Annotated in this window: 20 protein-coding genes and 1 tRNA gene; 11 read left to right on the forward strand and 10 right to left on the reverse strand. The window is 61.0% G+C overall.

The window, feature by feature from the left end; genetic code table 11:
* The first annotated feature begins 39 nt into the window (after positions 1-39).
* Positions 40-1,821: a membrane protein insertase YidC gene (yidC, locus tag IC234_RS18045; RefSeq protein ID WP_190927363.1), complete on the forward strand. Its 1,782-nt coding sequence runs from the start codon at positions 40-42 to the stop codon at positions 1,819-1,821.
* A 128-nt stretch (positions 1,822-1,949) separates the two neighbouring features.
* Positions 1,950-2,486, forward strand: a complete 537-nt coding sequence (locus tag IC234_RS18050) for a DUF6438 domain-containing protein (protein ID WP_190927364.1) — start codon at positions 1,950-1,952, stop codon at positions 2,484-2,486.
* A 24-nt stretch (positions 2,487-2,510) separates the two neighbouring features.
* Here IC234_RS18050 and IC234_RS18055 read toward each other — a convergent pair whose 3' ends face one another.
* Both IC234_RS18055 and IC234_RS18060 read right to left on the reverse strand, forming a co-directional pair.
* The gene (locus tag IC234_RS18055) at positions 2,511-3,368 is read right to left on the reverse strand and encodes an alpha/beta hydrolase (RefSeq protein ID WP_190927365.1); all 858 of its coding nucleotides are present in this window, start codon (positions 3,366-3,368) and stop codon (positions 2,511-2,513) included.
* A gap of 30 nt (positions 3,369-3,398) precedes the next feature.
* On the reverse strand, positions 3,399-5,093 hold the full coding sequence (locus IC234_RS18060) for an ABC transporter substrate-binding protein (protein ID WP_190927366.1): 1,695 nt from the start codon (positions 5,091-5,093) through the stop codon (positions 3,399-3,401).
* Positions 5,094-5,269: 176 nt separating this feature from the next.
* Here IC234_RS18060 and IC234_RS18065 point away from each other — a divergent pair, with 176 nt between their 5' ends.
* The 6 genes from IC234_RS18065 (at position 5,270) to lepB (ending at position 10,733) form a co-directional block, all read left to right on the forward strand.
* Positions 5,270-6,076, forward strand: coding sequence for a ParA family protein (locus IC234_RS18065; RefSeq protein WP_190927367.1), 807 nt, complete (start codon positions 5,270-5,272; stop codon positions 6,074-6,076).
* Between the two features lie 110 nt (positions 6,077-6,186).
* Positions 6,187-6,570 carry a hypothetical protein gene (locus IC234_RS18070; protein ID WP_190927368.1) on the forward strand — a complete coding sequence of 128 codons (384 nt, stop codon included), beginning with the start codon at positions 6,187-6,189 and terminating at the stop codon, positions 6,568-6,570.
* A 317-nt stretch (positions 6,571-6,887) separates the two neighbouring features.
* Entirely contained in the window at positions 6,888-7,832 is a 945-nt protein-coding gene (locus IC234_RS18075; RefSeq protein WP_394354892.1) for a ParB/RepB/Spo0J family partition protein, read from the forward strand.
* A gap of 87 nt (positions 7,833-7,919) precedes the next feature.
* Positions 7,920-8,669, forward strand: coding sequence for a DUF5683 domain-containing protein (locus tag IC234_RS18080; RefSeq protein ID WP_190927370.1), 750 nt, complete (start codon positions 7,920-7,922; stop codon positions 8,667-8,669).
* A gap of 93 nt (positions 8,670-8,762) precedes the next feature.
* Positions 8,763-9,482 carry a 4-hydroxy-tetrahydrodipicolinate reductase gene (dapB, locus tag IC234_RS18085; RefSeq protein ID WP_190927371.1) on the forward strand — a complete coding sequence of 240 codons (720 nt, stop codon included), beginning with the start codon at positions 8,763-8,765 and terminating at the stop codon, positions 9,480-9,482.
* Positions 9,483-9,572: 90 nt separating this feature from the next.
* A complete protein-coding gene (gene lepB, locus IC234_RS18090) occupies positions 9,573-10,733 on the forward strand; it encodes a signal peptidase I (RefSeq protein ID WP_190927372.1) in 1,161 nt (386 codons plus the stop codon).
* A 222-nt stretch (positions 10,734-10,955) separates the two neighbouring features.
* Here lepB and IC234_RS18095 read toward each other — a convergent pair whose 3' ends face one another.
* A complete protein-coding gene (locus IC234_RS18095) occupies positions 10,956-11,618 on the reverse strand; it encodes a uracil-DNA glycosylase (protein WP_190927373.1) in 663 nt (220 codons plus the stop codon).
* A gap of 113 nt (positions 11,619-11,731) precedes the next feature.
* Here IC234_RS18095 and apaG point away from each other — a divergent pair, with 113 nt between their 5' ends.
* Positions 11,732-12,118 (forward strand): Co2+/Mg2+ efflux protein ApaG, encoded by a 387-nt coding sequence (gene apaG / locus IC234_RS18100; RefSeq protein WP_190927375.1) that lies wholly within the window; start codon positions 11,732-11,734, stop codon positions 12,116-12,118.
* A 66-nt stretch (positions 12,119-12,184) separates the two neighbouring features.
* A complete protein-coding gene (locus IC234_RS18105; protein ID WP_190927377.1) occupies positions 12,185-12,964 on the forward strand; it encodes an O-methyltransferase in 780 nt (259 codons plus the stop codon).
* 7 nt (positions 12,965-12,971) lie between these two features.
* Here IC234_RS18105 and IC234_RS18110 read toward each other — a convergent pair whose 3' ends face one another.
* From IC234_RS18110 to IC234_RS18120, 3 genes are read right to left on the reverse strand one after another with little or no spacing between them, the layout of a single operon-like run.
* Positions 12,972-13,499: an STM3941 family protein gene (locus IC234_RS18110; RefSeq protein ID WP_190927380.1), complete on the reverse strand. Its 528-nt coding sequence runs from the start codon at positions 13,497-13,499 to the stop codon at positions 12,972-12,974.
* Positions 13,500-13,515: 16 nt separating this feature from the next.
* Positions 13,516-14,376 (reverse strand): 3-deoxy-8-phosphooctulonate synthase, encoded by an 861-nt coding sequence (gene kdsA, locus IC234_RS18115; protein ID WP_190927382.1) that lies wholly within the window; start codon positions 14,374-14,376, stop codon positions 13,516-13,518.
* A gap of 7 nt (positions 14,377-14,383) precedes the next feature.
* Positions 14,384-14,992 (reverse strand): methyltransferase domain-containing protein, encoded by a 609-nt coding sequence (locus IC234_RS18120; protein ID WP_190927384.1) that lies wholly within the window; start codon positions 14,990-14,992, stop codon positions 14,384-14,386.
* Positions 14,993-15,117: 125 nt separating this feature from the next.
* Here IC234_RS18120 and IC234_RS18125 point away from each other — a divergent pair, with 125 nt between their 5' ends.
* Complete coding sequence (locus IC234_RS18125; protein WP_190927386.1) at positions 15,118-16,068, forward strand: hypothetical protein; 951 nt, start codon at positions 15,118-15,120, stop codon at positions 16,066-16,068.
* Positions 16,069-16,139: 71 nt separating this feature from the next.
* Here IC234_RS18125 and IC234_RS18130 read toward each other — a convergent pair whose 3' ends face one another.
* The 4 genes from IC234_RS18130 to IC234_RS18145 all read right to left on the reverse strand — a co-directional run bounded on the left by IC234_RS18130 (position 16,140) and on the right by IC234_RS18145 (position 22,445).
* On the reverse strand, positions 16,140-17,855 hold the full coding sequence (locus tag IC234_RS18130; protein ID WP_190927388.1) for a T9SS type A sorting domain-containing protein: 1,716 nt from the start codon (positions 17,853-17,855) through the stop codon (positions 16,140-16,142).
* 88 nt (positions 17,856-17,943) lie between these two features.
* Entirely contained in the window at positions 17,944-20,580 is a 2,637-nt protein-coding gene (gene cphA, locus IC234_RS18135) for a cyanophycin synthetase (protein ID WP_190927390.1), read from the reverse strand.
* 157 nt (positions 20,581-20,737) lie between these two features.
* Positions 20,738-22,138: an acyltransferase family protein gene (locus IC234_RS18140; RefSeq protein WP_190927392.1), complete on the reverse strand. Its 1,401-nt coding sequence runs from the start codon at positions 22,136-22,138 to the stop codon at positions 20,738-20,740.
* 236 nt (positions 22,139-22,374) lie between these two features.
* Positions 22,375-22,445 (reverse strand) — tRNA-Cys (locus IC234_RS18145).
* Between the last annotated feature and the right edge of the window lie 67 nt (positions 22,446-22,512).

Genomic DNA, 22,512 nt, shown 5'->3' on the forward strand with positions numbered 1-22,512 from the left:
CCCGCCGTACCTTTGCCCCTTCGCAACTTTAACATCGTAATGGATAGAAATCAAGCAACCGGCCTGTTCCTCATCTCGGCCTTGCTCCTCGTGTACCTGTTTTTCTTCAGCCCGAAGAAGGACGAGAAAGCCGCCGGCAAAACGCCCCCGGCCACTACTGCGGCGGCCACGCCAGCCGCGGCTCCGGCCGCCGCCGCACTGGCCCCCGAAACCGCCCTCGACACCACGGCCGGCCCGGCCCAGGACCTGCACCTGACCAACGCCAACCTCGACGTGACGCTCTCGACGCGCGGCGGCCGCGTGACGGCCGTGCGCCTGCTGAAGTACAAGACTTTTTTCGGCCAGCCGCTGGACTTGTTCGACGCCAAAAGCGCCCGCATGGATACCCGCTTCCGTACCGTGGACGGCAAAACCATCAAGTTTTCGGACTTGAATTTTCAGGCTGCGCCCTCGCAAGCCAACGGCGCGTCGGTGCTCACGTTCACGGCGCCCGTGGCCGGGGGGCAGATTGTGCAGACCTACTCGCTGCCCGCCAACAGCTTTGAAGTGAAGTACGACCTGCGCCTGGTGGGCTTGGAGCGCACCGTGGCCCAGGAGCCGCTCACCTTCAGCTTCGTGGACCAGGTGCGCCAGACCGAGCAGGACCTCAAGCAGAACCGCAACCACACCACCATCAACCATTACCTTGCCGCTGGCGACCAGGGCGCCTTGGCCGAAGCCAGCGAGAAGCCCGAGGAATTCAAAGCCGGCGGACCGGTGAAATGGGCGGCGCACAAGCACGACTTTTTTGTGGCCGGCCTCATTGCCGACCAGCAGCCTTTCGCTGGCGGCGCGTTCAATTCGAACGTGAACCTGGAAGACCCCAAAACCATCAAAACGCTGAGCAGCACGCTCTCCATTCCGGTGGCCGAGGTGGAGCAGGGCCGCGGCCAGTACCGCTTCTATTTCGGCCCCAATGCCTTCAACACCCTGAAGGAAGTGGCGCCGGAGTTCGACCGCAACGTGTACCTCGGCTGGGGCTTGTTTCGCTGGGTAAACCGCTTCGTGGTGCTGCCCGTGTTCCATTTCCTGGAGCAATACATCAGCTCCTACGGCATCATCATCCTGCTGTTGGTGGTGCTCATCAAACTGGTAACGTGGCCCTTGACCTACAAAACTTACGAAAGCCAGGCCCGCATGAAAGTGCTGAAGCCCGAGCTCGACGAGCTGAAGGCCAAGTACGGCGACGACCAGACCAAGGTGCAGCAGGAGACCATGAAGCTCTACCAGACCTTCGGCGTGAGCCCGCTGAGCGGCTGCGTGCCCACGCTGCTCACGCTGCCCATCCTGTTTGCCATGTTCCAGTTCTTCCCCAACGCCATTGAGCTGCGTCAGCAGAGTTTCTTGTGGGCCAAGGACTTGAGCTCCTACGACGTGTTTGCCAAACTGCCTTTCTACATCAAGTGGTACGGCGACCACATCAGCATGTTCACGCTGCTCATGACGGCCTCCACCCTGGTGATGACCTGGCAGAGCAACCAGATGAACACGGCCATGCAGGGCCCGATGAAGACGTACAGCTACCTGATGCCCATCATCTTCCTGTTCGTGCTGAACAGCTTTGCGGCCGGCCTCACCTGGTACTACTTCGTGTCGAACGTCATCACTTTCGCGCAGCAGGCCATCACCCGCGGCCTGGTGGATGACACCAAGATTCGCGCCCAGCTCGAAGCCAACAAAATCAAGAACAAGGACAAGAAGCCCAGCGGCCTGCAGGGCCGCATTGCCGAAGCCATGAAGGCCGCGCAGGAGCGCGAAGCCCAGGCCAAGCGCAAGTCGTAATCTTTCCCGTCATCCGGAATGGGTGGCGGGCCAAAACCGGCAGAACGAAGACCATAGGCACGGTTTTCGTTCTGCCGGTTTTTTGTTTGCCTACATTCACGCGGCAATTCCTTTTATACCCCCCCGTCATGCGCCACTTCGCCCTGCTGCTGTTCCTGTTTGCTTTCGGCCTCGCGCTGCCCGCCTGCGCCCAAAAAGTCGCCTCCAAAACCCAGAAGGTGAAGGTAAAAAAGGCCAAAAGCAGCACAAAGCCCGTGGCTGCCGCCAAGCCCGCGGCCGAGGAAAGCCCGGTCATCACCTTCGAGCGGACGCCCTGCTTCGGCACTTGTCCGGCCTACCGCATGCAGGTGTTTGCCGATGGGCGCGTGCTGTACGAAGGCCGGCGCGGCGTGCCGTTTGTGGGCCAGAAAGAGCTTAGGCTGTCCAAAGCCGCTGTCGACGACTTGCTGCGCCAGGCCAAGGAAGCGCATTTCGACCAGTTTGCTGAGCAATACACCCAGCACACCACCGACCTGCCCAGCACCATCATTGGCGTGCGGCAGGCCAACGGCCAGCTCAAAGTGGTGCGGGTAGAAGAAGGCGAACCCGAAAACGTGCGGCAGCTCGTCACCTATTTCGGGCACCAGTTCGACCCGTTGGTTCAGTCCACCGCGGCCGACAGGTAGGGCGCGCCCCAGTCGCGGGCCGGCTCATTTTCCTTCCGAAGGCGCGGGCTTGAACACCGTGCGAAACGCCTTCAGCGCCGCCGGATGGTAGATGGTGGCGTGCGACTCCTGCGGCATGGCCTCGGAATAGGCAGTGATGCGCCCCCCCGGTTTGCTGTTTAGCAGCTTGGCCAACTGGCTCACGACGTCCGGGTCGCCATCGCGGCTGATGGCCAGAAACACGGTTTTGAGCTGGCTGCTCTTGGCCGTGAACCAAGGCAACTTGCTGGCTTCTTTTGCCAGCTGGCCGTTGTTCCACCACAGACTGGGGTCGAAGGCTAGGTAGGTATTGAACAGTTCGGGCTCCAGCAGCAGCGTTTCGACCACGAACAAGCCCGCCAGCGACTCGCCCACGATGGCCGTTTCGGCAGTGGTGCGGTAGCGCTTTTTCACGGCCGGCATCAATTCCTCGCGCAGAAATTGACGGTAAGCAGCCGAGCCGCCCACTCGGGGGGCTATTTTCTTGTCCTTCTCGTTGGTGGTGGGCCCGGTGAGGTCGCGCCGCCGCTCGGTGTTTTCGATGCCGACTAGGATGAACGGCCGCATCGTGCCATTGCCCACCGAGACTTGCACCAAGCCGGCTACGTGCAAAAAATCCTCCTGCATGCCGCCATCCGGCATGTAAAGCACCGGCAGCTGCAGCGTAGTCGATTCGGCATAGCCCGCCGGCAGGTACACGTTGATGCGGCGCGTTTCGCCCAGCGCCTTGGAGGCAATGGTGAACGTCTGCCCCATCACCAGCGGGGCAGCTTCGGAGGCAGCACCAGCGGCTTGGCCACGCACGGCGCCCGCCCACGGCAGGGCCAGCAGCACCAGTAGAATCGACGGGCGGAGAAAGCGCATAACGAGTCAGATTAAAGGCGAAAAGGTGGGTCAGTCCTTGTGTACTCGCTCCAGCAGCAGCGTGTTCATGGGGTTGGGCGTGAGGCCGCGCACGTTGTTCTGCGTGAGGCGCACCACTTCGTCGTAATACAGGCTGATAACGGGCGACTCTTCCACCACAATGCGGTCCATGGCCTGGTAGAGCGCCGTGCGCCGGGCCACGTCCTGGGTGCGGCGGGCTTCGTCGTAGAGCTTGTCGTACTGCGCGTTTTTGAAGTGGGTTTTGTCGGGGCCGCCGGGGCTGAAATTGGGGCTGTAGAACAGCGCCAGGTAGTTTTCGGCGTCGGGGTAGTCGCCCAGCCAGCTTTTGGCGAAAAAGGCCACCCGGCCGTTGTCCACTAGGTCCTGCTGCGCCGCCGATTGGTTGATGTCAATCTGGACCTGCACGCCCACGTCGGCCCATTGCTTTTGCAGGTACTCCCCTATCTCCTTGCGTTCCAGCACGGTGCTTAGGCGCAGGCGCAGCGGCTTGCCGGGGCCGTAGCCCCCGGCGCGCAGCAGTTGCCGGGCCTTTTGCGGCTGGTAGCTGTAGCCCGGCACTTCCTTCTCCGAGAACGACGGCAAGGCCTTGGGCACGAAACCGGAGGTGCCGGCCGTGCCCACCCGGTTCAGCAGGTAAGTCAGCATTTCGGGCTTATTGAGGGCGTAGTTCAAGGCCTGGCGCACACGCTTGTCGCGCAGGGCCCGGCCCTGCACGGCCTGCTCCCCCGTCAGGTTAGCCGAATCCAACTGAATGCCGAGGTACTCCGTGTTCAGGTACGGCACCTTCTGCACCGTGAATTTGCCCTTAAAATCCTCTCGGATGGTGCCGTCCGGGTGCATAATCAGGTCGCGCGAACCGGCCCGGATGCCCGACAGGAAATCCAGCTTGCCCTGCATAAAAGTCAGAAACTCGGTCTTGCGGTCGGGCAGAAAGCTGATGGCCACGGCGTCCAGATAGGGCAAGGCTTTGCCCTGCCGGTCGCGCCGCCAGTAGCTGGGGTTGCGCTCGTAGAGCAGGATATTGCCCTCGTCCCAGAGCTTGAACCGGAACGGGCCCGTGCCCACCGGGTGCTCGCGGAAGTCTTTGCCGTACTTGGCCACGGCTTCGTGCGGCACCACGTAGGCATAGGGCATGGTCAGAATGCCCAGAAACGGCACAAACGGCTCCTTCAAATGAATGCGCAGCGTGGAGTCGTTCGCGGCCACGAAGGCCGTGTCGCTGGGCGAGCCGTCGGGCTTCTCCAGGATTTTGCCCCGAAAAATCCAGCCGCCGGTGCTGGCCGTGGCCGCGTCCAGAATGCGCTTGAAGCTGTAAACGAAGTCGGCAGCTTTCACTTCGCGGCCTTTGCCGCCCGGAAAAACGTCGCTGTCGTGAAAGCGCACGCCCTTGCGCAGCACGAAGGTGTAGAGGCGGCCATCGGGCGAAATGCTATAGCGCCGGGCCAGGGCCGGAGCGGGCAGCAGGGTCGAATCCAGCTCCACCAGCCCGCTGTAGAGCTGGCCTACCGCCCACCAGTTGGCCTGGTTGCGGGCAAAAGCGGGGTCGAGCGAGGACAGGGCCTCGGGTTGGTTGTAGCGAAACACGCGGCGCTCGTCGGCGGCCGGGCGGGCCGCGTCGTGGCAGCCGGCCAGCGTTAGCAAGCCCAGCGAAAGTCCAAACCAGTTAGCCGAGAAGCCAGCCCAACGAGCCAAAAAAGGGGCCATGCGAACAGGGAAAGAATGTATCTTTGTGCAATGCTACGGCAAAAGTTATTAGTTTTTAGTCGTCGGTTGCTCGTTGTCAGTTGTTAGTTGAAAGGCCCTTAAAAAGCCCACTACCTGATGATGAAGCAACAAACCACTAACAACTGACAACGAACAACTGACAACTAGAGAGACTCATGGGAAAAATCATCGCGGTAGCCAATCAAAAAGGCGGGGTGGGCAAAACCACTACTTCCATCAACCTCGCGGCGTCCCTGGCCGCCCTGGACTACCGGACCCTGCTCGTCGACGCCGACCCCCAGGCCAACGCCACTTCCGGCGTGGGCTACGACCCCAAGGACATCCAGAACAGCATCTACGAGTGCATGGTGGACGGCATCAACGCCCAGGACATCATCCTGCCCACCAACATCCTGCCCCACCTCGACCTCATGCCCTCCCACATCGACCTGGTGGGCGCCGAAGTGGAGATGATAAACCTGCCCAACCGCGAAGAAAAAATGAAGGAGGCCCTGCGCCCCCTCGCCGAGCAGTACGACTACATCATCATCGACTGCTCGCCGTCGCTGGGCCTCATCACGGTCAACGCCCTCACGGCCGCGCACTCGGTCATCATCCCGGTGCAGTGCGAGTACTTCGCTCTCGAAGGCCTCGGCAAGCTCCTGAACACCATCAAAATCATCCAGAGCCGCCTCAACACCGACCTCGAAATCGAAGGCATCCTGCTCACGATGTACGACGTGCGCCTGCGCCTGAGCAACCAGGTGGTGGAAGAAGTGCGCATGCATTTCCAGCAGCTCGCCTTCGACACCATCATTCCGCGCAACGTGAAGCTGAGCGAGTCGCCCAGCTTCGGCATCCCCGTCATTCTGCACGACGCTGAGAGTAAAGGCTCCATCAGCTACCTCAACCTGGCCCGCGAAATCGTGGAGAAAAACAGCGTGGAAGCCACCGAGGAAACGGCCGAGGACGAGCGGATTTAGTTTTAGAACGTCATGTTGAGCGAAGTCGCAGCATCTCCACTGCGCAGGTAATCAACAGATGCTATAGTAGCAGAAGTCTCTTCTGATTATTAAAGCCCAGCCAGTTCCCGATGGCTTCTTCCTCCGAACACCAGCCGCCAGATTTTCGGGTAAGCTACCGCATCTACAGCGCCGAAGAAGGCGGGCGCAAGAAGCCGCTCTTCCAGGGCATCCGGTGGGATTTTGCTTACGAATACGAGGACATAAGCCCACCAAATCAGATAGTTGTGATTTGGCCGATATTCATCACACCATCTGGCGAAATGCTGCCCGAAGGTGAGCCCATGCCTAATTCTGGCTTGGCTGATATGTATATTCTAAATTCTGCTTTTCGGGAATTTCACAGCCAGCACATAAAGCTTGGTACACGGGGTTATTTCCGAGAAGGTGGGCTAAATATCGGGCCGTGCGAGGTAGTTGAGGTGCTGGCGCTGCATCAGAATCCAAAGTTGTAGTGCCATAAGCCCCAGCGGGGCGACATATCGGTAGTAACCCAAGCTTCTTCAGGTTCTCAAAGCCCCGTCGGGGCGGCATTCGTTGAACGAGGGCCGCCCCGACGGGGCTTTGCATTCGGGTCTTGCGTCTGGCTCCCCCTCTCCTTTGGGAGAGGGGGCCGGGGGGGTGAGGCGCCCGTCAGAACGTCGCCCCAAACTTCTGGCTTGCCCTTCGCTGAACTCTCCGTATTTTTGACGTTCGGTTGCCGCATGCCTTTTATGGGCCCGGCCGACGTACTATGGCTCAAGAGAGAAACGAAGAGAAATTGCAAGCTGCTTTGGCCGCTGCCGCCGCGGTGAAACGCAAGGGTGGCCTGGGCCGCGGCCTCAATGCCCTGATTGAGGGCAGCTACGAGAAAAAAGGCGACCGGCCCGGTACCGGCGACCGGCTGGTGTCGCACCCAGTCAACTCGGTGGGCTTTATCTCGGTCGAGCACATCGAGGCCAACCCCTACCAGCCCCGCACCCACTTCGACCAGCAAGCCCTGCAGGAACTGGCCGACAGCATCAAAATCCAGGGCATTATCCAGCCCGTGACCCTGCGCCAGCTCGGCACCAACGCCTACCAGCTCATCTCGGGCGAGCGCCGCCTGCAGGCGTCAAAGCTGGCTGGTCTGGAGACGATTCCCGCCTACATCCGCAAGGCCGACGACCAGCAAATGCTGGAAATGGCCCTGATTGAGAACATTCAGCGCGAAAACCTGAATGCCATCGAAATCGCCCTCAGCTACCAGCGCCTGCTGAGCGAGTGCAACCTGCGCCAGGAAGAGCTGGGCGACCGGGTGGGCAAAAACCGCTCGACCGTGACGAACTACCTGCGCCTGCTCAAGCTGCCGCCCGATGTGCAGATTGGCCTGCGCGACGCCGCCATCAGCATGGGCCACGCCCGCGCCCTCATTGGCCTCGACGACCCCAAGGCCCAGGTGGAGCTCTACCGCAAGATTGTGGCCGAAGAACTCTCCGTGCGCCGCGTGGAAGAGCTGGTGCGCAACGGCTTCGGCCGCCCCGCGCCTGAGTCGAACAGCAATGGCTCGGCCAACTCGGCTCCTGCTCAGCCGGCGGTGCCCGCCGCCGAACTGCGCCGCACCGAGCGCCACCTCACCGACCGGTTTGGCTCGCGCGTGCAGGTGCGCCCCGGCCCCAAGGGCAACGGCGAAATCAAAATCGCCTTCGACTCGATTGAGGACATGCAGCGCATCCTGCACATTCTGCATCCCTCGTAAGGCCGCCCCCGGTGGGCGGGTGGTTTTCGTAATTCAACGCGCTGGCCAACATGCGAAACCCGGGCGTTTTCCGTTAGCGGAGTTGCTATGAAGAAGTTGTATCACCACATCGCGGCCTTGCTGGTTCTGGCTGGCTCCTTGCTGGCGGGCCACAGTGGCGGGGCGCAGGTATTCAACCCGAATAACCCGACCAATCCCAACGACCCCACGGGTCGCACGCCCGCCGCCATCCTCGCCGACACCACCGAACGCCGCGACCCGGTGGTGACGCCCGAAGCCAAGCGCAGCAAGGCCGCGGCCGACTCGGCCAAGCGCACCGAGCGCATGTTCCGGGCCTTTGGCTACCAGGGCATTCGCCTCACGCGGCCCGGCAAGGCGGCCCTGCTGGCCACCATTCTGCCCGGCGCGGGCCAGATATACAACCGGCGCTGGTGGAAGCTGCCGGTGGTGTATGGGGCCTTGGGAGGGGTGGTGGGAGCCGAGATTTTCTGGCAGCGTCGCTTCACGGAGTTTTCCGATGCCTACGACCTGGTGACGGCCAACCCCAAGCTGATAGGCAGCCAAAGTCTCTCGCCTCGGGCGCGGCTATACACCAGGCCCGACGGCATTAAATCGGCGCTGGTATACTACCGGGGCAACCGCGACATCTTTTACCTCTACATTGGGCTGGCTTATGGCCTGCAAATCGTCGACGCGCTGGTCGACGCTCACCTGAAGGACTTCGACGTGAGCGACGACCTGGCCGTGCACTGGCAGCCCACCTTGCTGCAGGTGCCCGGCCAGGGTGCACTTTTGCCCTTCACGCCCGGCCTGCAAGTGGCGCTGCGCGTGAAATAACTTTTTAGTTGGCAGCAGTTCGTTGTCAGCTGTCATGCCCAAGATGGCCGCAGCTGCCGACCCGAAAACCGCCAACGCCCCCTGATAACTACCATGAAAATTCTTCTCATCGGCTACGGCAAAATGGGCCAGACCATTGGCGCGCTGGCCCAGCAACGCGGCCACGAAATTGCCGGCATTGTGGACCTCCACGCCAGCCAGGCCAGCATCGCCGACTTCAGCCCCGCCACGGCCGACGTGGCCGTTGAGTTCACCCACCCCGATTCGGCCTTTGCCAACGTGCAGGCCTGCCTGCGCCAGGGCTTGCCGGTGGTGTGCGGCTCCACGGGCTGGCTGCACCACTTTGAGGAGGCCAAAGCGCTGACCGAGGAAGTGCAGGGCAGCCTGTTCTACGCTTCCAACTACAGCGTGGGCGTGAACCTGTTCTTTCATTTCAACGAGTACATCGCGGCCAAAATGAACCAGTTTGGCGGCTACGACGTGGCCGTGCGCGAAATCCACCACACCCACAAAATCGACCAGCCCAGCGGCACGGCCCTCACCACGGCCGAAGGCATCCTGCGCCATTTCCCGGCCAAATCCACTTGGCGCAACGCCCCCGCCGAAACGCCGGCCGAACTGGCCATCATCAGCGAGCGCGCCGGCGAGGCGGTGGGCACGCACATCGTTACCTACACGTCGGACGTCGACACGCTGGAGCTCAAGCACGAGGCCCACAGCCGCGAGGGCTTCGCCCTGGGCGCTCTGCTGGCCGCCGAGTGGCTGCCCGGCCGCCAGGGCGTGTTCGGAATGAAAGAGCTGCTGGATTTGTAGTTGCCTCACCATTTGCCGGCCGCGGCGGGGCAATCTGGCCCGTTGCTGCCTTTCTTTGCCTGATATTCACTGCCAAGCCCAAGCTTGCCCATGTCGTTGCTCAAAACCACCCCCACCGCTGCCCCCAAGCCGCCCAAAACGAAAACCCGCGAATGGGCCGATTCGCTGATTTTTGCCATTGTGGCGGCCACGCTCATCCGTTGGGCCACGTTTGAGGCATACACCATTCCCTCGCCCAGCATGGAAAACTCCCTGCTGGTGGGCGACTACCTGTTCGTGAGCAAGCTGCATTACGGGCCCATCACGCCCCAAACGCCGCTGCAGGTGCCCCTCACCCACCAAACCGTGTGGGGCACGGGCCTGAAAAGCTATTCTGAGCTCATTCAGCTGCCCACTTACCGGCTGCCGGGCTTTTCGGAAGTGAAGCGCAACGACGTGGTGGTGTTTCACGTGCCCCACGAAACCCAGTACCCCGCCGACCTGCGCACCAACTATATCAAACGTTGCGTGGCCATTGCCGGCGACACCCTGCAAATCAAAAACGGCCAGGTGTACCTCAACGGCCAGCCCGAGGGCACCGTGCCCGGCCTGCAAACCGACTACGTGATGCAGGTGGACAACCCCAACGACGAGGTGCTGGCGGCCCTGCGCTCCCAGGGCGTGGTCGACTACACTCAGCCCGGCGGCATGCCGCAGGCCATGGGCGGCGAGGTGCCCGGCACCTTCGTGTACAAAATCAGCTGCACCCAAGCCGCAGCCGATTTCTTTCGCAAGCAGCCCTATGTGAAGCGCCTCGACGTGTACGAGCCGCCGCTGCCGTCGCTCTTTCCCGACAAGGCTGATTTTACCAATTCGGACGCCACCAGCGCCACCCCGCGCAAGTGGACCCTGGACAACTACGGCCCGCTGCCCGTGCCCAAAAAGGGCCAAACCATCACCCTCAGCCCCGGCAATGCCGCCATCTACTACAAAATCGTGGCCCGCTACGAGCGCAACGAAGGCATTACCTGGAACAACGCCGACGGCATGATTTACCAGAACGGCAAGCAGCTCACCAGCTACACCGTGAAGCAGAACTACTACATGATGATGGGCGACAACCGCCACAATTCTGAGGACTCGCGCTTCTGGGGCTTCGTGCCCGAAGACCACATCGTGGGCAAAGCCGTCCTCATCTGGCTGTCCATCGACCCCAACGCCGACTTCTGGCACAAAATCCGCTGGAGCCGCTTGTTCAACATCATCCACTAAGCGCCGGGCATGGCGAGCGCAGCGAAGCAACCGAAGGTCAGCGGAGCTAATCTCTCCTCACTCCGCGACCAGCCTCATAATGTAAAAAGCCCCGGCTCTGCATGGAGTCGGGGCTTTTTATTTGACTTGTCAAATCAGTGCGTTGGAAGCTAAGAACCGGACGGACTAGCTCAGCTGACCTTCGATTGCCACGGCCTACGGCCTCGCCGTGACGCTTGAACCCTACCACACTATCGGCTCCAGCCCCATGCGCTGAAGCCAGGCATTGGTCTTGCTGAAGGGCTTGCTGCCGAAGAACCCCTTGTCGGCCGCAAAGGGCGACGGATGCACCGACTTAATTACCAGGTGCTTCTTCTCGTCAATCAGCTCGGACTTCTTACCGGCATAGGCGCCCCACAGGATGAACACCACGTGCTCCTTGCCTTCGGAAACCTTGCGAATCACGGCGTCGGTGAATTCTTCCCACCCTTTTTTCTGGTGCGAGGCCGGCTCGCTGGCCCGCACGGTGAGGGTGGCGTTGAGCAGCAGCACGCCTTGCTGGGCCCAGCGGTCGAGGTTGCCGTTGGGCGCGGGCGGCGTGCCGGGGATGTCGTCCTGCAACTCTTTGAAAATATTCTGGAGCGAAGGCGGCGTACGCTGCCCTTCCTGCACCGAAAACGACAGGCCGTGCGCCTGGTTGCGGCCGTGGTAAGGGTCCTGGCCCAGGATAACGACCTTCACTTTTTCAAACGGGGTGGCGTCGAAGGCGTGAAAAATTTGGGGGCCGGCCGGGTACACGGTAGCCGTGGCGTACTCCCCTTTCACAAAGGCAATTAGCCGCTGAAAATAGGGTTTTTCAAATTCGTCGGCTAACACCGGCCGCCAGCTTTCGGCTATCTTTACCATTGAAAATTTGGAGAAAATAAACGGGTGTTTGCGGCGTTGAAAGGCCGCTTTTGCGTAAAACCAATTTCCGCGGGCCGCTGTTACGCCCGCAGCTACCTTATAGCCCGACACCTATGCCCACCACCACTACGCAAGGCGTCACCGTTTCGGTTACGACCAACTACTTGCCCGACTATTCCAGCCCCGGCCAGGAACACTTCGTGTTCGCCTATAAAATTGAAATTCGCAACAACAGCGAGTTCACCGTGAAGCTGTTGCGCCGCCACTGGCACATTCACGACGCCAACGGCGTGGTGCGCGAAGTGGAAGGCGAAGGCGTGGTGGGCCGCCAGCCCGTGCTGGAGCCCGGCGAGGCCCACCAATACGTGAGCGGCTGCAACCTGAAGTCGGGGGTGGGCAAGATGCGCGGCACCTACCTCATGGAGCGCCTAGCCAACGGCCAGGAGTTCAACGTGGAGATTCCCGAGTTCACGCTCATGGTGCCCTACCGCCTCAACTAAGTCCTCGTTTCGCCAAAGAGCGGGCGGACAGTGCGACCTTTGCGGCTCGCATTGTTCGCCCGCTTCTTGTTTCAGCTCCTCGCTTACCTCCGCTTCTGGCTTCGTTCGGGCAACGCCCACGGGCTGCATTCGCCCTTCGTATTTGGGCTCTACACCTCGGTGGTGCGCCACACGGGCTCGTACAAGGCCTACGCAGCCATCGAAGCGCGCCGGCAGCAGCTGCTCGGCAGCCCGGCCAGCATCAGCGTCACCGATTTTGGGGCGGGCTCGCACACCGGCGCGGGCCAGCAGCGCCGCGTGGCCGACATTGCCCGCACCGCCGCCAAGCCCCGGCCCCTGGCGCAGCTGCTGTTTCGGTTGGTCAATTACTTTCGGCCGGCCACCATTCTGGAGCTGGGCACGTCGCTGGGCCTCACCACTGCCTACTTGGCCTCGGCCGATTCGCGGAGCCGCGTCGTCACCTTCGAGGGCTGCCCCAACGTGACCGCCGTGGCCAGCGAAACCTTTGCCGAGCTGCAGCTGCGCAACATCGACGTCATCGAAGGCAATATCGACCACACCCTCGCTCCTGCCCTGGCAGCGCTGAATCGTCCGGTCGACTTCGCCTTTTTCGACGGCAACCACCGCTACGAGCCCACGCTGCGCTACTTCGAGCAGTGCCTGGCTCACCGTACTGAAAACTCAGTTTTCGTCTTCGACGACATACACTGGTCCGCAGAAATGGAGCGGGCCTGGGAAGCCATCAAAGCCCATCCCGAGGTGATGCTGACGGTGGACTTGTTCTACATTGGGCTGGTGTTCTTCCGGAAGAACCAACCCAAACAGCATTTCTGGCTGCGCCCCTGATTGCCGGTCATAGATTGGCAATCGCATTGCTAACCAGCGCTTCTCGTTCGGGCGACTCGGCACCGCGCATGGCCAAGATGAATTCGGCGAATCGAAAGGCATCGATGCTGACAAAGCCCAGGGAAATATTCAGCTCCTGAAATCCCAATCCCTTGTTCAAACTGGCCATGCCCTGTTTGAATTTGCCTTTGCGGCGCGACGGCTCAAACGCCTCGTCTACCACGAGGCAAATGAAGGCCTGTTTGTTTACTTCGGCCAGGTACACGTCTTGAATGATGGCCCAGTTGATGAATTCGTGGTGCATCATCCGGTCAAACACCCCGACGTCGTTGACAATTATCTGCGGCCGCCGGTCGAGCAGCTGAAAAAGGCTTACGGGAATTCCCAGCCCAAAAAACCCGATGCTCGCCCACGCCACCCACCGCGGCGCGTCGGGCCGGCTCAACATCAGGCAGCCGATGGCCACGAAGGCCGCGCAGCCCACCAGCAGCTTCAGGGCTTTGACAGGCGACTTATACAGCCGAAACTCCTGCATCGCAGCGTTTCCGAAATTAGGCCTGCAAGCCCTGCGTGTCGATGCCGGGCACCGGCCGGAGGGCGTCGCGCACCCGCGTCAGCTTCACCAGGAGGGCCTCCAATTGGTCCAATGGCAGCATGTTGGCGCCGTCGGAGAGGGCCGTGGCGGGCGTGGGGTGCGTTTCGATGAACAGGCCGTCGGCGCCCACGGCGATGGCGGCTTTGGCAATGGTCTCGATGAGGGCGGGCTGGCCGCCGGTCACGCCGCTGCTTTGGTTGGGGCGCTGCAGCGAGTGCGTCACGTCCATCACCACGGGCACCTCGAACTCGCGCATGGCCGGCAGGTTGCGGAAATCCACCACGAGGTCGGAATAGCCGAAGGAGTTGCCGCGCTCGGTGAGGATGACGTGCGGGTTGCCCGACTGTCGGATTTTGTCGACGGCCCATTTCATGGCTTCGCCGCTCAGGAACTGGCCTTTTTTCACGTTCACCACTTTGCCGGTTTGGGCGGCGGCGATGAGCAAATCGGTCTGCCGGCACAGGAAGGCCGGGATTTGCAGCACGTCGACGTACTCGGCCGCCAGGGCGGCTTCGCCCGATTCATGGATGTCGGTGACGGTGGGGACGCCGATTTCGCGCCCCACTTTTTGCAGGATGCGCAAGGCCGTTTCGTCGCCGATGCCGGTGAAGGAATCGAGGCGCGAGCGGTTGGCCTTGCGGTACGAGCCCTTGAAGATGTAGGGAATCTGGAGCTTGTCGGTGAGGTGCTTGATGCGCTCGGCGATGCGCAGGGCCATGTCTTCGCCTTCGATGACGCAGGGCCCGGCCATGAGGAAAAACTGGCCGGAGTTGGTGTGTCGGAAATGCGGGAGCGTGTTGGCGAGGGCTTGGAGCATGGGAAGGTTATTTCTTCTTTAAACAAATAAACAGCTCGCGCCCCTGCCGGGGCTTGAGCGAATTAGTGGCCGTTTCGAAATGCCGGAAATCAAAGTACGGCTCGAAATACTGGCGGTATTCTTCCTTACTGCCGCCAAAGGGCGGCTCCTGCACCGGCCCGAAATCGGTGTCGAAGAGCAGGCCCATGAGCGTGCCGCCGGGCCGCAGCAGGTGGGCCACTTGCCGGGCATAGGCCGGGCGCAGGGCGGGGTTGAGGGCGCAGAAAAACGTCTGCTCCACAATTAAATCGTAGGGCGGGTCGTTGGGCAGCGTGAAGAAATCGGCCAGCAAGAGGTGGTCGGCCGGGAAATCGGGCACGCGGGCGGCCAGGGCGCGCAGGGCTTCGGGGGCAATGTCGGCCACGAACACCTGCTCGAAACCGCGCTGGTGGAGGTACTCGGCCTCGTAGGCGCGGCCGGCGCCGGGGATGAGGATGCGCGGCTGCCGGGCCACGTCGAGCTGGTCGAAATAGGCGCGCAGCGGGGGCGTGATGGCGTGGGCATCCCAGCCGTCGCGGCCTGCGTCGTAACGGCCTTGCCAGTAGGCGGCGTCGAACGCCGGAAAAACCGTTTCCATACCGTTGAAGTATACTTGTAACTTGCCAGGGCACGGAAGTCCCCTATTTTTACGCCCAAAGGTACGTGCCGCATAGCGGCGGGCGCTTTGCTTTTCTTTTGCTTTTTCCGCTTAACAATTCCCGCATGGACCCGAACGAAACCCCCGAACCCCGCTCCAATAACAGCCGCGTCCTGCTCTGGGCAGCCCTCGTGCTGGTGCTCCTGGGCATCAACGGCGTCCTGTTCTACCTCAACCAGCAGAAAGGCCAGAAAAACGAGCAGCTGACCACCGAAGTGCAGGCCAAAGACAGCAAGCTGCAGGAGCAAATCAAGCAATACGAGGCTTTGAAGGCTGATTTTGAGCGCCAAAGCCAGGAGCTGCAGGCCCTGGGCCTGAGCAACGACTCGCTGGTGGCCAAGATTGCCAGCGTGAACGCCGACCTGCTGAAGCTGCGCTCGTTCCGGGCCGGCAGCTTCTCCATTGCCCAGCAAAACCTGTTTAAGCAGCGCGCCCTCAACCTGGAAAGCCAGCTGCGCAAACGCGACGACGATATTGCCCAGCTGAAGAAGGACAACGAAACCCTCTACACCGAAACCACCACGCTCAAGGAGAAGCAAAACAAGCTGACGGACACCATCAGCACGGTGGTGCGCAGCAACCGCGAGCTGAGCGAGAAAGTGGGCATTGCGTCGCGCCTGCAGTCCGAAAACATCAAAGTCGCCATCATCACCTCCAAAAACAAGGAAAAGGAAGACGACAAAGAGGAGTTCAAGGCCAAGAAAGTGGAGAAAGTAAAAGTGACCTTCAACCTGGCCCGCAACGACGTGTCGCCGAAGGAAACCAAGTCCATCTACATGCGCATTCTGGAGCCCGACGGCGCCGCGCTCTACAACCTGAGCACCGGCGGCGGCACCTTCACCGTGGATGGCCAGGAGGCTTTCTACACCCAAAAACAAGACGTGGTGTACGACAACACCAAGCAAAAGCTGGAGTTTGTGTACGCCAAAGGTGCCGACTACAAGAAAGGTCAGCACACCGTGGAGCTCTATGAAAGCGGCCAGCTGATGGGCAAAACCACGTTCACGCTCAAATAGTCTGGCCTTATTTATAAGGCACAAAAAAGCCGCTTCAATAACTGAAGCGGCTTTTTCTTTCTAGGCCATTGCTATTCTATCGCCAGACGCTGGGCCGGACCAGCGCCGCGCAGCAGGTAAAGGCCGGCGGGCAGGCCGTGCAGGTCGAGCGTGGCCTCGGGGCCGGTTGGGACGGGGTAGCGGCGCACGGAGCGGCCCAGCGCGTCGGTGAGCGCGAGGGGCGCGGGGGCAGTGCCGGCGGGCAGGCGCAGGGTGGCCGCGTGCCGGGCGGGGTTGGGGAAGAGGGCAGCCGGCTCGCGGGGCCCGGCGGCCGTGGTGGCGGTGAGGGTAGGGTCGGTGAGGGAGGCGAGAAAGCCGAGCGTCGCGAATGAGTTCGGCTTTGGAAGGGCAATACTGCCGAAGTTAGCCGTGGTGCTACCGAATGCCCCGGCCACGTACACACTTGTGCCACTTAGGACCAGCGCATTACTCACATCGTCTGCCGTACCCCCTGCTCGTTGCGCCCAAACGAAGCGGCTCGTGCTACCTACGTCCGTGAGTTTGGCGACGAATATGTCGCCAGAGCCCGCAGTAGTAAGAGTAGTAGGACCAAAATCTGCTACCGGATTACCTTGATAGCCAAAATTGCCAGCCACGTACACGCTACTGCCGCTCACGGCCAGCGCAGTGGCTGCGTCAAAGCCCGTTCCCCCTGCCCGTTGCGCCCATGCGAAGCTGCCCGTATTCCCTGCGTCCGTGAGCTTGGCCACAAAGATGTCGGGATAGCCGCCAACACTCGTATTGGTCAAAGTGGTGGGGCCAAAGTCCGTTGTAGAGCCGTAAAAAACGCCGGCTACGTACACGCTATTGCCGCTCACAGCCAGCGCGGTGGCAAGCTCTGCACCCGTCCCACCGGTCCGCTGCGCCCAGGTAAAACTACTCGTGCTGCCCGCATCCATCAGCTTGGCCACGAATACATCGTTGCTGCCTGCGTTGGTCAGGGTGGTGGAACCAAATATTGCTGTGGGACTGTCAAACCTACCGGTCAGATACACACTACTGCCGCTCACGGCCAATGCGCTGGCTCCGTCGCGCCACATGCCCCCGGCCCGTTGCGCCCACACGAAGCTGCCGGTGCTGCCGGCGTCTGTGAGTTTGGCCACAAACACATCAGACAAGCCCGCACTGGTTAGTGTGGTAGAACCAAAGGCCATCACAGGGCTGGTAAAACTGCCGGTTATGTATACGCCTGTGCTGTTCAATGCCAGCGCAGAGGCAAACTCTTCACCTGAACCACCAATGCGCTGCGCCCATGTGAAGCTGCCCGCATCGGTGAGCTTGGCTACGAAAGCGTCGTAAGAGCCCGTATTAGCCAGGACGGTGGAACCAAAGCCCGCCGTAGTGCTATCAAAGAAACCCGCCACGTACACACTGGTACCGTTCGCAACCAGTGCGTTGGCACGGTCAAGCCCCGTGCCGCCAGCCCGTTGGGCCCACACAAACTGGTTGGTACCTGGGTTAAATTTAGCCACGAATACATCGTCACCTCCGAGGCTGGTCAGCGTGGTGCTGCCCAGTACCACCGTATTTGTGAAATGCCCGGCTAAGAATACATTTCCTCTCACATCAATAGCCGTAGCCGTTACTTCCGAATGATTAGTATTCGCCGCCGTTGTGGCCACACCCACAGCCTGTGCCGACTGCCAAGCTGGGGCCTGAGCCGCTGCCGGCAGGCGCAACGCCAAAGCAAGCAACGCCAACAGGGCTCGACCCAGTGTAGCAGGAGGCAGAAGAGAAAGGTTAGACATTGAAAAAGAAGTTTTTATATAAGACGCAATATAAAAAGAGGGAGCTGGACTACTCCTGCTCCCTCTCCATGCTAATTATCAATGACCTTTAGCCCTCCGCACTCGTTTTCTCGAACTCATCCAGCTTGGCCAGCGTGGCGCTGATGTTCTCGGTGAAGATGACGCCCACCCCACCCTGTGGGGTGTGCCGCAGCAGGTGGTCGATGGCGTCGGGCTCGTGTTCGATGTAGGTGATTTTCAAATCCGGCTTGTCGAGGCGCAGGCCGCGCTCCATGATGTCGCGCAGGAACTCGGCCGATTTGCCGCGCAGGTCCCGGTCCTGCCGCAGAATCACCTCGTCGAAGATGCGGCCGGCGATGCGGGCGAAGCCCAGCGTGTCCTCGTCGCGCCGGTCGCCCAGGCCCGACACGATGCCGATTTTGTGGGTAGCCGGCGTGGCGGCCATGAACTCGGCAAATTTGGTGATGCCGGCCGTGTTGTGGGCATAATCCACGATGACTTCGAAGTCCGGAAAATTGTAGATGTTCATCCGGCCCGGCGTTTTGGTGGCTGAGGGGATGAAGGTGCGCAGCGCCGTCTTGATTTCATCTTTGTCGAACCCGGCCAGGTAGCCGGCCAGGGCGGCCGCCAGGCTGTTCTCGATGTTGAAGCCCGCGCGCCCGCCCAAGGTGATGGGAAACTCGGCGGCCCGGTCGATGCGCAGCTTGTAGCTGTTGCGGTAAATCGTGACGTAGCCTTCCTCGTACACCGCGGCCACGCCGCCGGCCTCCACGTGCTCTTGAATGCGCGGGTTGTCGTCGCGCATGCTGAACAGGGCCACTTTGCAGTCCACGGTGCGGGCCATGGCGTACACCAGGTCGTCGTCGGCGTTGAGCACGGCCCAGCCGTTTTTGCGCACCGTGCGGGGCAGTACGCCCTTCACGGCGGCCATTTCCTCCACCGTATGAATGTCGCGCAGGCCCAGGTGGTCGGCTGCCACGTTGGTCACCACGGCAATGTCGCAGGTGTGGAAGCCCAGGCCCGAGCGCAGCATGCCGCCGCGCGCGGTTTCGAGCACGGCGTAGTTCACGGTGGGGTCTTTCAGCACGAACTCGGCGCTTTGGCCGCCGGTGCAGTCGCCCTTCTGCAGCTGCACGCCTTGGATGTAGATGCCGTCAGTCGTTGTGAAGCCCACTTTGTAGCCTTTGCTGGCCACCATGTGCGCGATGAGGCGCGTGGTGGTGGTTTTGCCGTTGGTGCCCGTGATGGCGATAATGGGAATGCGCGCCGTGCTGCCGGGCGGGAAGAGCATGTCGACCACCGGCGCGGCCACGTTGCGGGGCAAGCCATCGGCCGGCGCGATGTGCATGCGGAAGCCGGGGGCGGCATTCACCTCAATCACGGCGCCGCGGCTCTCGTTGAGCGGCACGGCAATGTCAGTGGCCATGAGGTCGATGCCGCAAATGTCGAGGCCCACGATGCCGGCCACGCGCTCGGCCAGCAGCACGTTGTAGGGGTGCATCTGGTCGGTCACGTCGGAGGCGGTGCCGCCGGTGCTGATGTTGGCCGTGCTTTTCAAATACAGCGTTTCGCCGGCCGGCAGCACCGACGCCAGCGTCAGGCTGCGCGCTTCCAGAATGTCCATCGTGTGCTTGTCGGCCTTGATGGCGGTAAGCACCTTTTCATGGCCCACGCCGCGGCGCGGGTCCTTGTTCACCTCGTCAATGAGCTGCTGAATGGTGCTGCGGCCGTCGCCGGTCACGGCGGCGGGCGTGCGCTTGGCGGCCGCAATGAGCTTGCCGTTCACCACCAGCAAGCGAAAGTCGAAGCCTTCGATGAACTGCTCCACAATCACCGCCCGCGAGTATTCCTGCGCGGCTTTGAGGCCGGCCACGGCGCCTTCCCAGTTCATGATGCGAATGGTGGCGCCCTTGCCGTGGTTGCCGTCGAGCGGCTTGGTCACGATGGGGAAGCCCAATTCGTCGATGGCGTCGCGCAGGCCATTCTCCGAATACACGGTGGTGCCGCGCGGCACGGGCACGCCCGCGTCGTTGAGCATGGCCTTGGTGCGGTTCTTGTTGCCGGCCACTTCCACGCCGGCGTGCGAGGTGTAGCTGGTGGTGGTGGCCCAGATGCGCTTCTGGTTCACGCCGTAGCCCAGCTGAATGATGTTGCTGTTTTTGAGGGCGATGTACGGAATGTTGCGCGACGCGGCCTCGGCCACGATGCTGTAGGTGCTGGGCCCGATGAATTCATCCTCGCGGATTTCGTGCAGCTCGTCGATGATGGGCTTGAGGTTGACCTCTTCCTGCTTGCACAGGGCTTCCACAATGTGCACCGCAGACTCGGCGGCCCGGCGCCCGGCCCGCTCCTCTTGGTACGCAAACACCACATACTCCACGCCTTCTTCGCGGGCCGGGTAGCTTTTGCCCCAGTACACGGGCATGCCGGCCATGCGCTGCAGCTCCAGCGCCACGTGCTGAATGACGTGGCCCAGCGGCTCGCCGTCGTTCAATTGGTCTTCGTTCAGCGGCGGGTGCTTCGGCGACTGCCGGCCGCTGATGCCGCCCGGCTGCGGCTGCCCAATCTTCGGGAACAGCTGCATGAACGTAGCTGGCAACTCCGGAATGGCGTTCGACCATGTGCCCGCAAACTCTTCCAAATCCACCTTCATCACGATGAGTTTGGTGTGCTTCACGGACCAGTAGCTGGGCCCGCGCATGGTACGAATGTCAATAATTTTCATAAAGTGTCAGGGTGGTGAGAGTAGGATTCAGCCGCAAGTACGGTCACTCGGTCAGCTTGGCTACGAAATGTAGGGATAACGCCGCCCAAAACCCCCAATGCATTGCCTTCAACCACGAAAAAGCCACTATCTATGCTCCGGCCCTGGACCAACCATTTCAGGTTGGCCTGGGCACCGCCAATTCCTGTTTCTGAGAAGTTAATAGCCTGCGCATCTGCGGTTGAAGTAGCTTTTCGAGGTAATAAGCCAGCAGCAGCGAAAGCAACAGATACAAAGCGAAACGCACGCCATACGTGAAGCCGGTCCCGGAAAAAGCCTCCACGCGCCTCAGTCCCGTCATGATGGGAAAATGCACGATGTAAAGGCCATACGAAATGCCTCCTAGCTTCACCAGCCGCTGCATGGCACGGGCCGCTACGGCCTCAATGCGCGCCGAGGGCACCGCCACCAAAGCCACCGCCGCCACATAAAACGCACTGGACAGGTTGTAGGGGGCCAGATTTAGCTGGCCGTGGTGCTGCCCCAGGTAGAGGAAAGTGGCTGCCGGCAACCCAAACAAGGCCCACAGTGTATACTGCCGGCCCGGAAAGTCCTGATTGGTAAACAGCAGAATGTACAACGCCCCAACCGGCAGAAAGGCCAAATCGCCAAACGTAATCACGGCCCGTAATTGCTCGGCCCCCGGAAAGTAATGGTAGTACAGCCGGTCGCCGACCGCCAATTGCGCTACCTTCCAGAGGAGTGTTTCAAAAATATTAAACGAGTGCAGGCTCAGTAACAGCAACAACATTCCCACCAAAAACTGCGAACTGGCCCACCGGCTCGGCAGTGCGCGTTGCGACAGGCCTAGGCCGCACAGCCAAAACGCAAGGCCAAAGCAGTAGCAAGTCAGCAGCGTATTGGTCGGCCACAGCAACTGGTTGACCACCCCAAGCAGTACACAGCCGCCGGCCACCGGCCAGGCATTGGCCCGCCACAGGGAAACCGGAATGAACAGCAGGTAAAAAACGACTTCGTAGTGCAGCGACCAAGCCGGCTCATTTTCGATGATAACCTTCGCCAGCAACACGTGCGTCAGGCTAAGATGGGCCAGCCACGTGCCCACCGGATATGGCTGCGCCACGGCCCACGTGAGCAGCATCGCCACCGCATAGATGGGGTAGATGCGCACAAACCGCTTTTTGAGGTAGGTCCTTACCGTCGGACCGGTCAGGGGCACCGCATTGGTAATGCCAATCACGTACCCGGATAATATGAAGAACAGCAGCACGCTCAAGTGCCCCGGCACGTGGTAGGCCAGCGGCCCCGACAGCGTAAAATGCGGGTCAAGGCCCCTTTCGATGCTGACGCCGTGAAACCACACCACCACGAGTGCCGCCATGCCCCGCAAACCCTCCAAGCGGTATTCGAATTTGCGCTTTGGGTGATGTGCAATTTCCTTGGTGGAAGAGGTAGACGCTGGCGCGGAACTAGGAATCATGCCCTCAATTACGGCCTGATAATTCCAGCATACTGCCGTCCTTTTCTCCTGACCGGCTTTTGTGTGCCACTGCAGCACTCGTTTTGCACAAGAAAGTATTGGCCACTAGGCCTGTAGAAGCGTCATGGGCAGGCCAGCCTTTTCAGAAATTTATTTGCCTCACCCCGCTGCTGATACCAGTAAGTCCTGCTTCCTGCAGTCCGGTTTCCGCTTTCTGCGGGCACTTCGGCTTACTTCCAACGGCCTCGCTTGACTAAAAGCAAGAATCCCCTCATAAGCAACTCGCTTACAAGGGGATTATGTTATTCTAAAAGAGGTGACGAGCGGATTCGAACCGCTGTAGGAGGTTTTGCAGACCTCTACCTAGCCACTCGGTCACGTCACCGGTTGTGGGCTTTTGGGAGCGCAAAGGTAGGCAGCCCGGTTGGTGTGGGCAAGGCCAACGCATAAAA

The sequence above is a fragment of the Hymenobacter armeniacus genome (genome assembly GCF_014699055.1).
GTDB classification, from domain to species: Bacteria; Bacteroidota; Bacteroidia; order Cytophagales; family Hymenobacteraceae; genus Hymenobacter; species Hymenobacter armeniacus.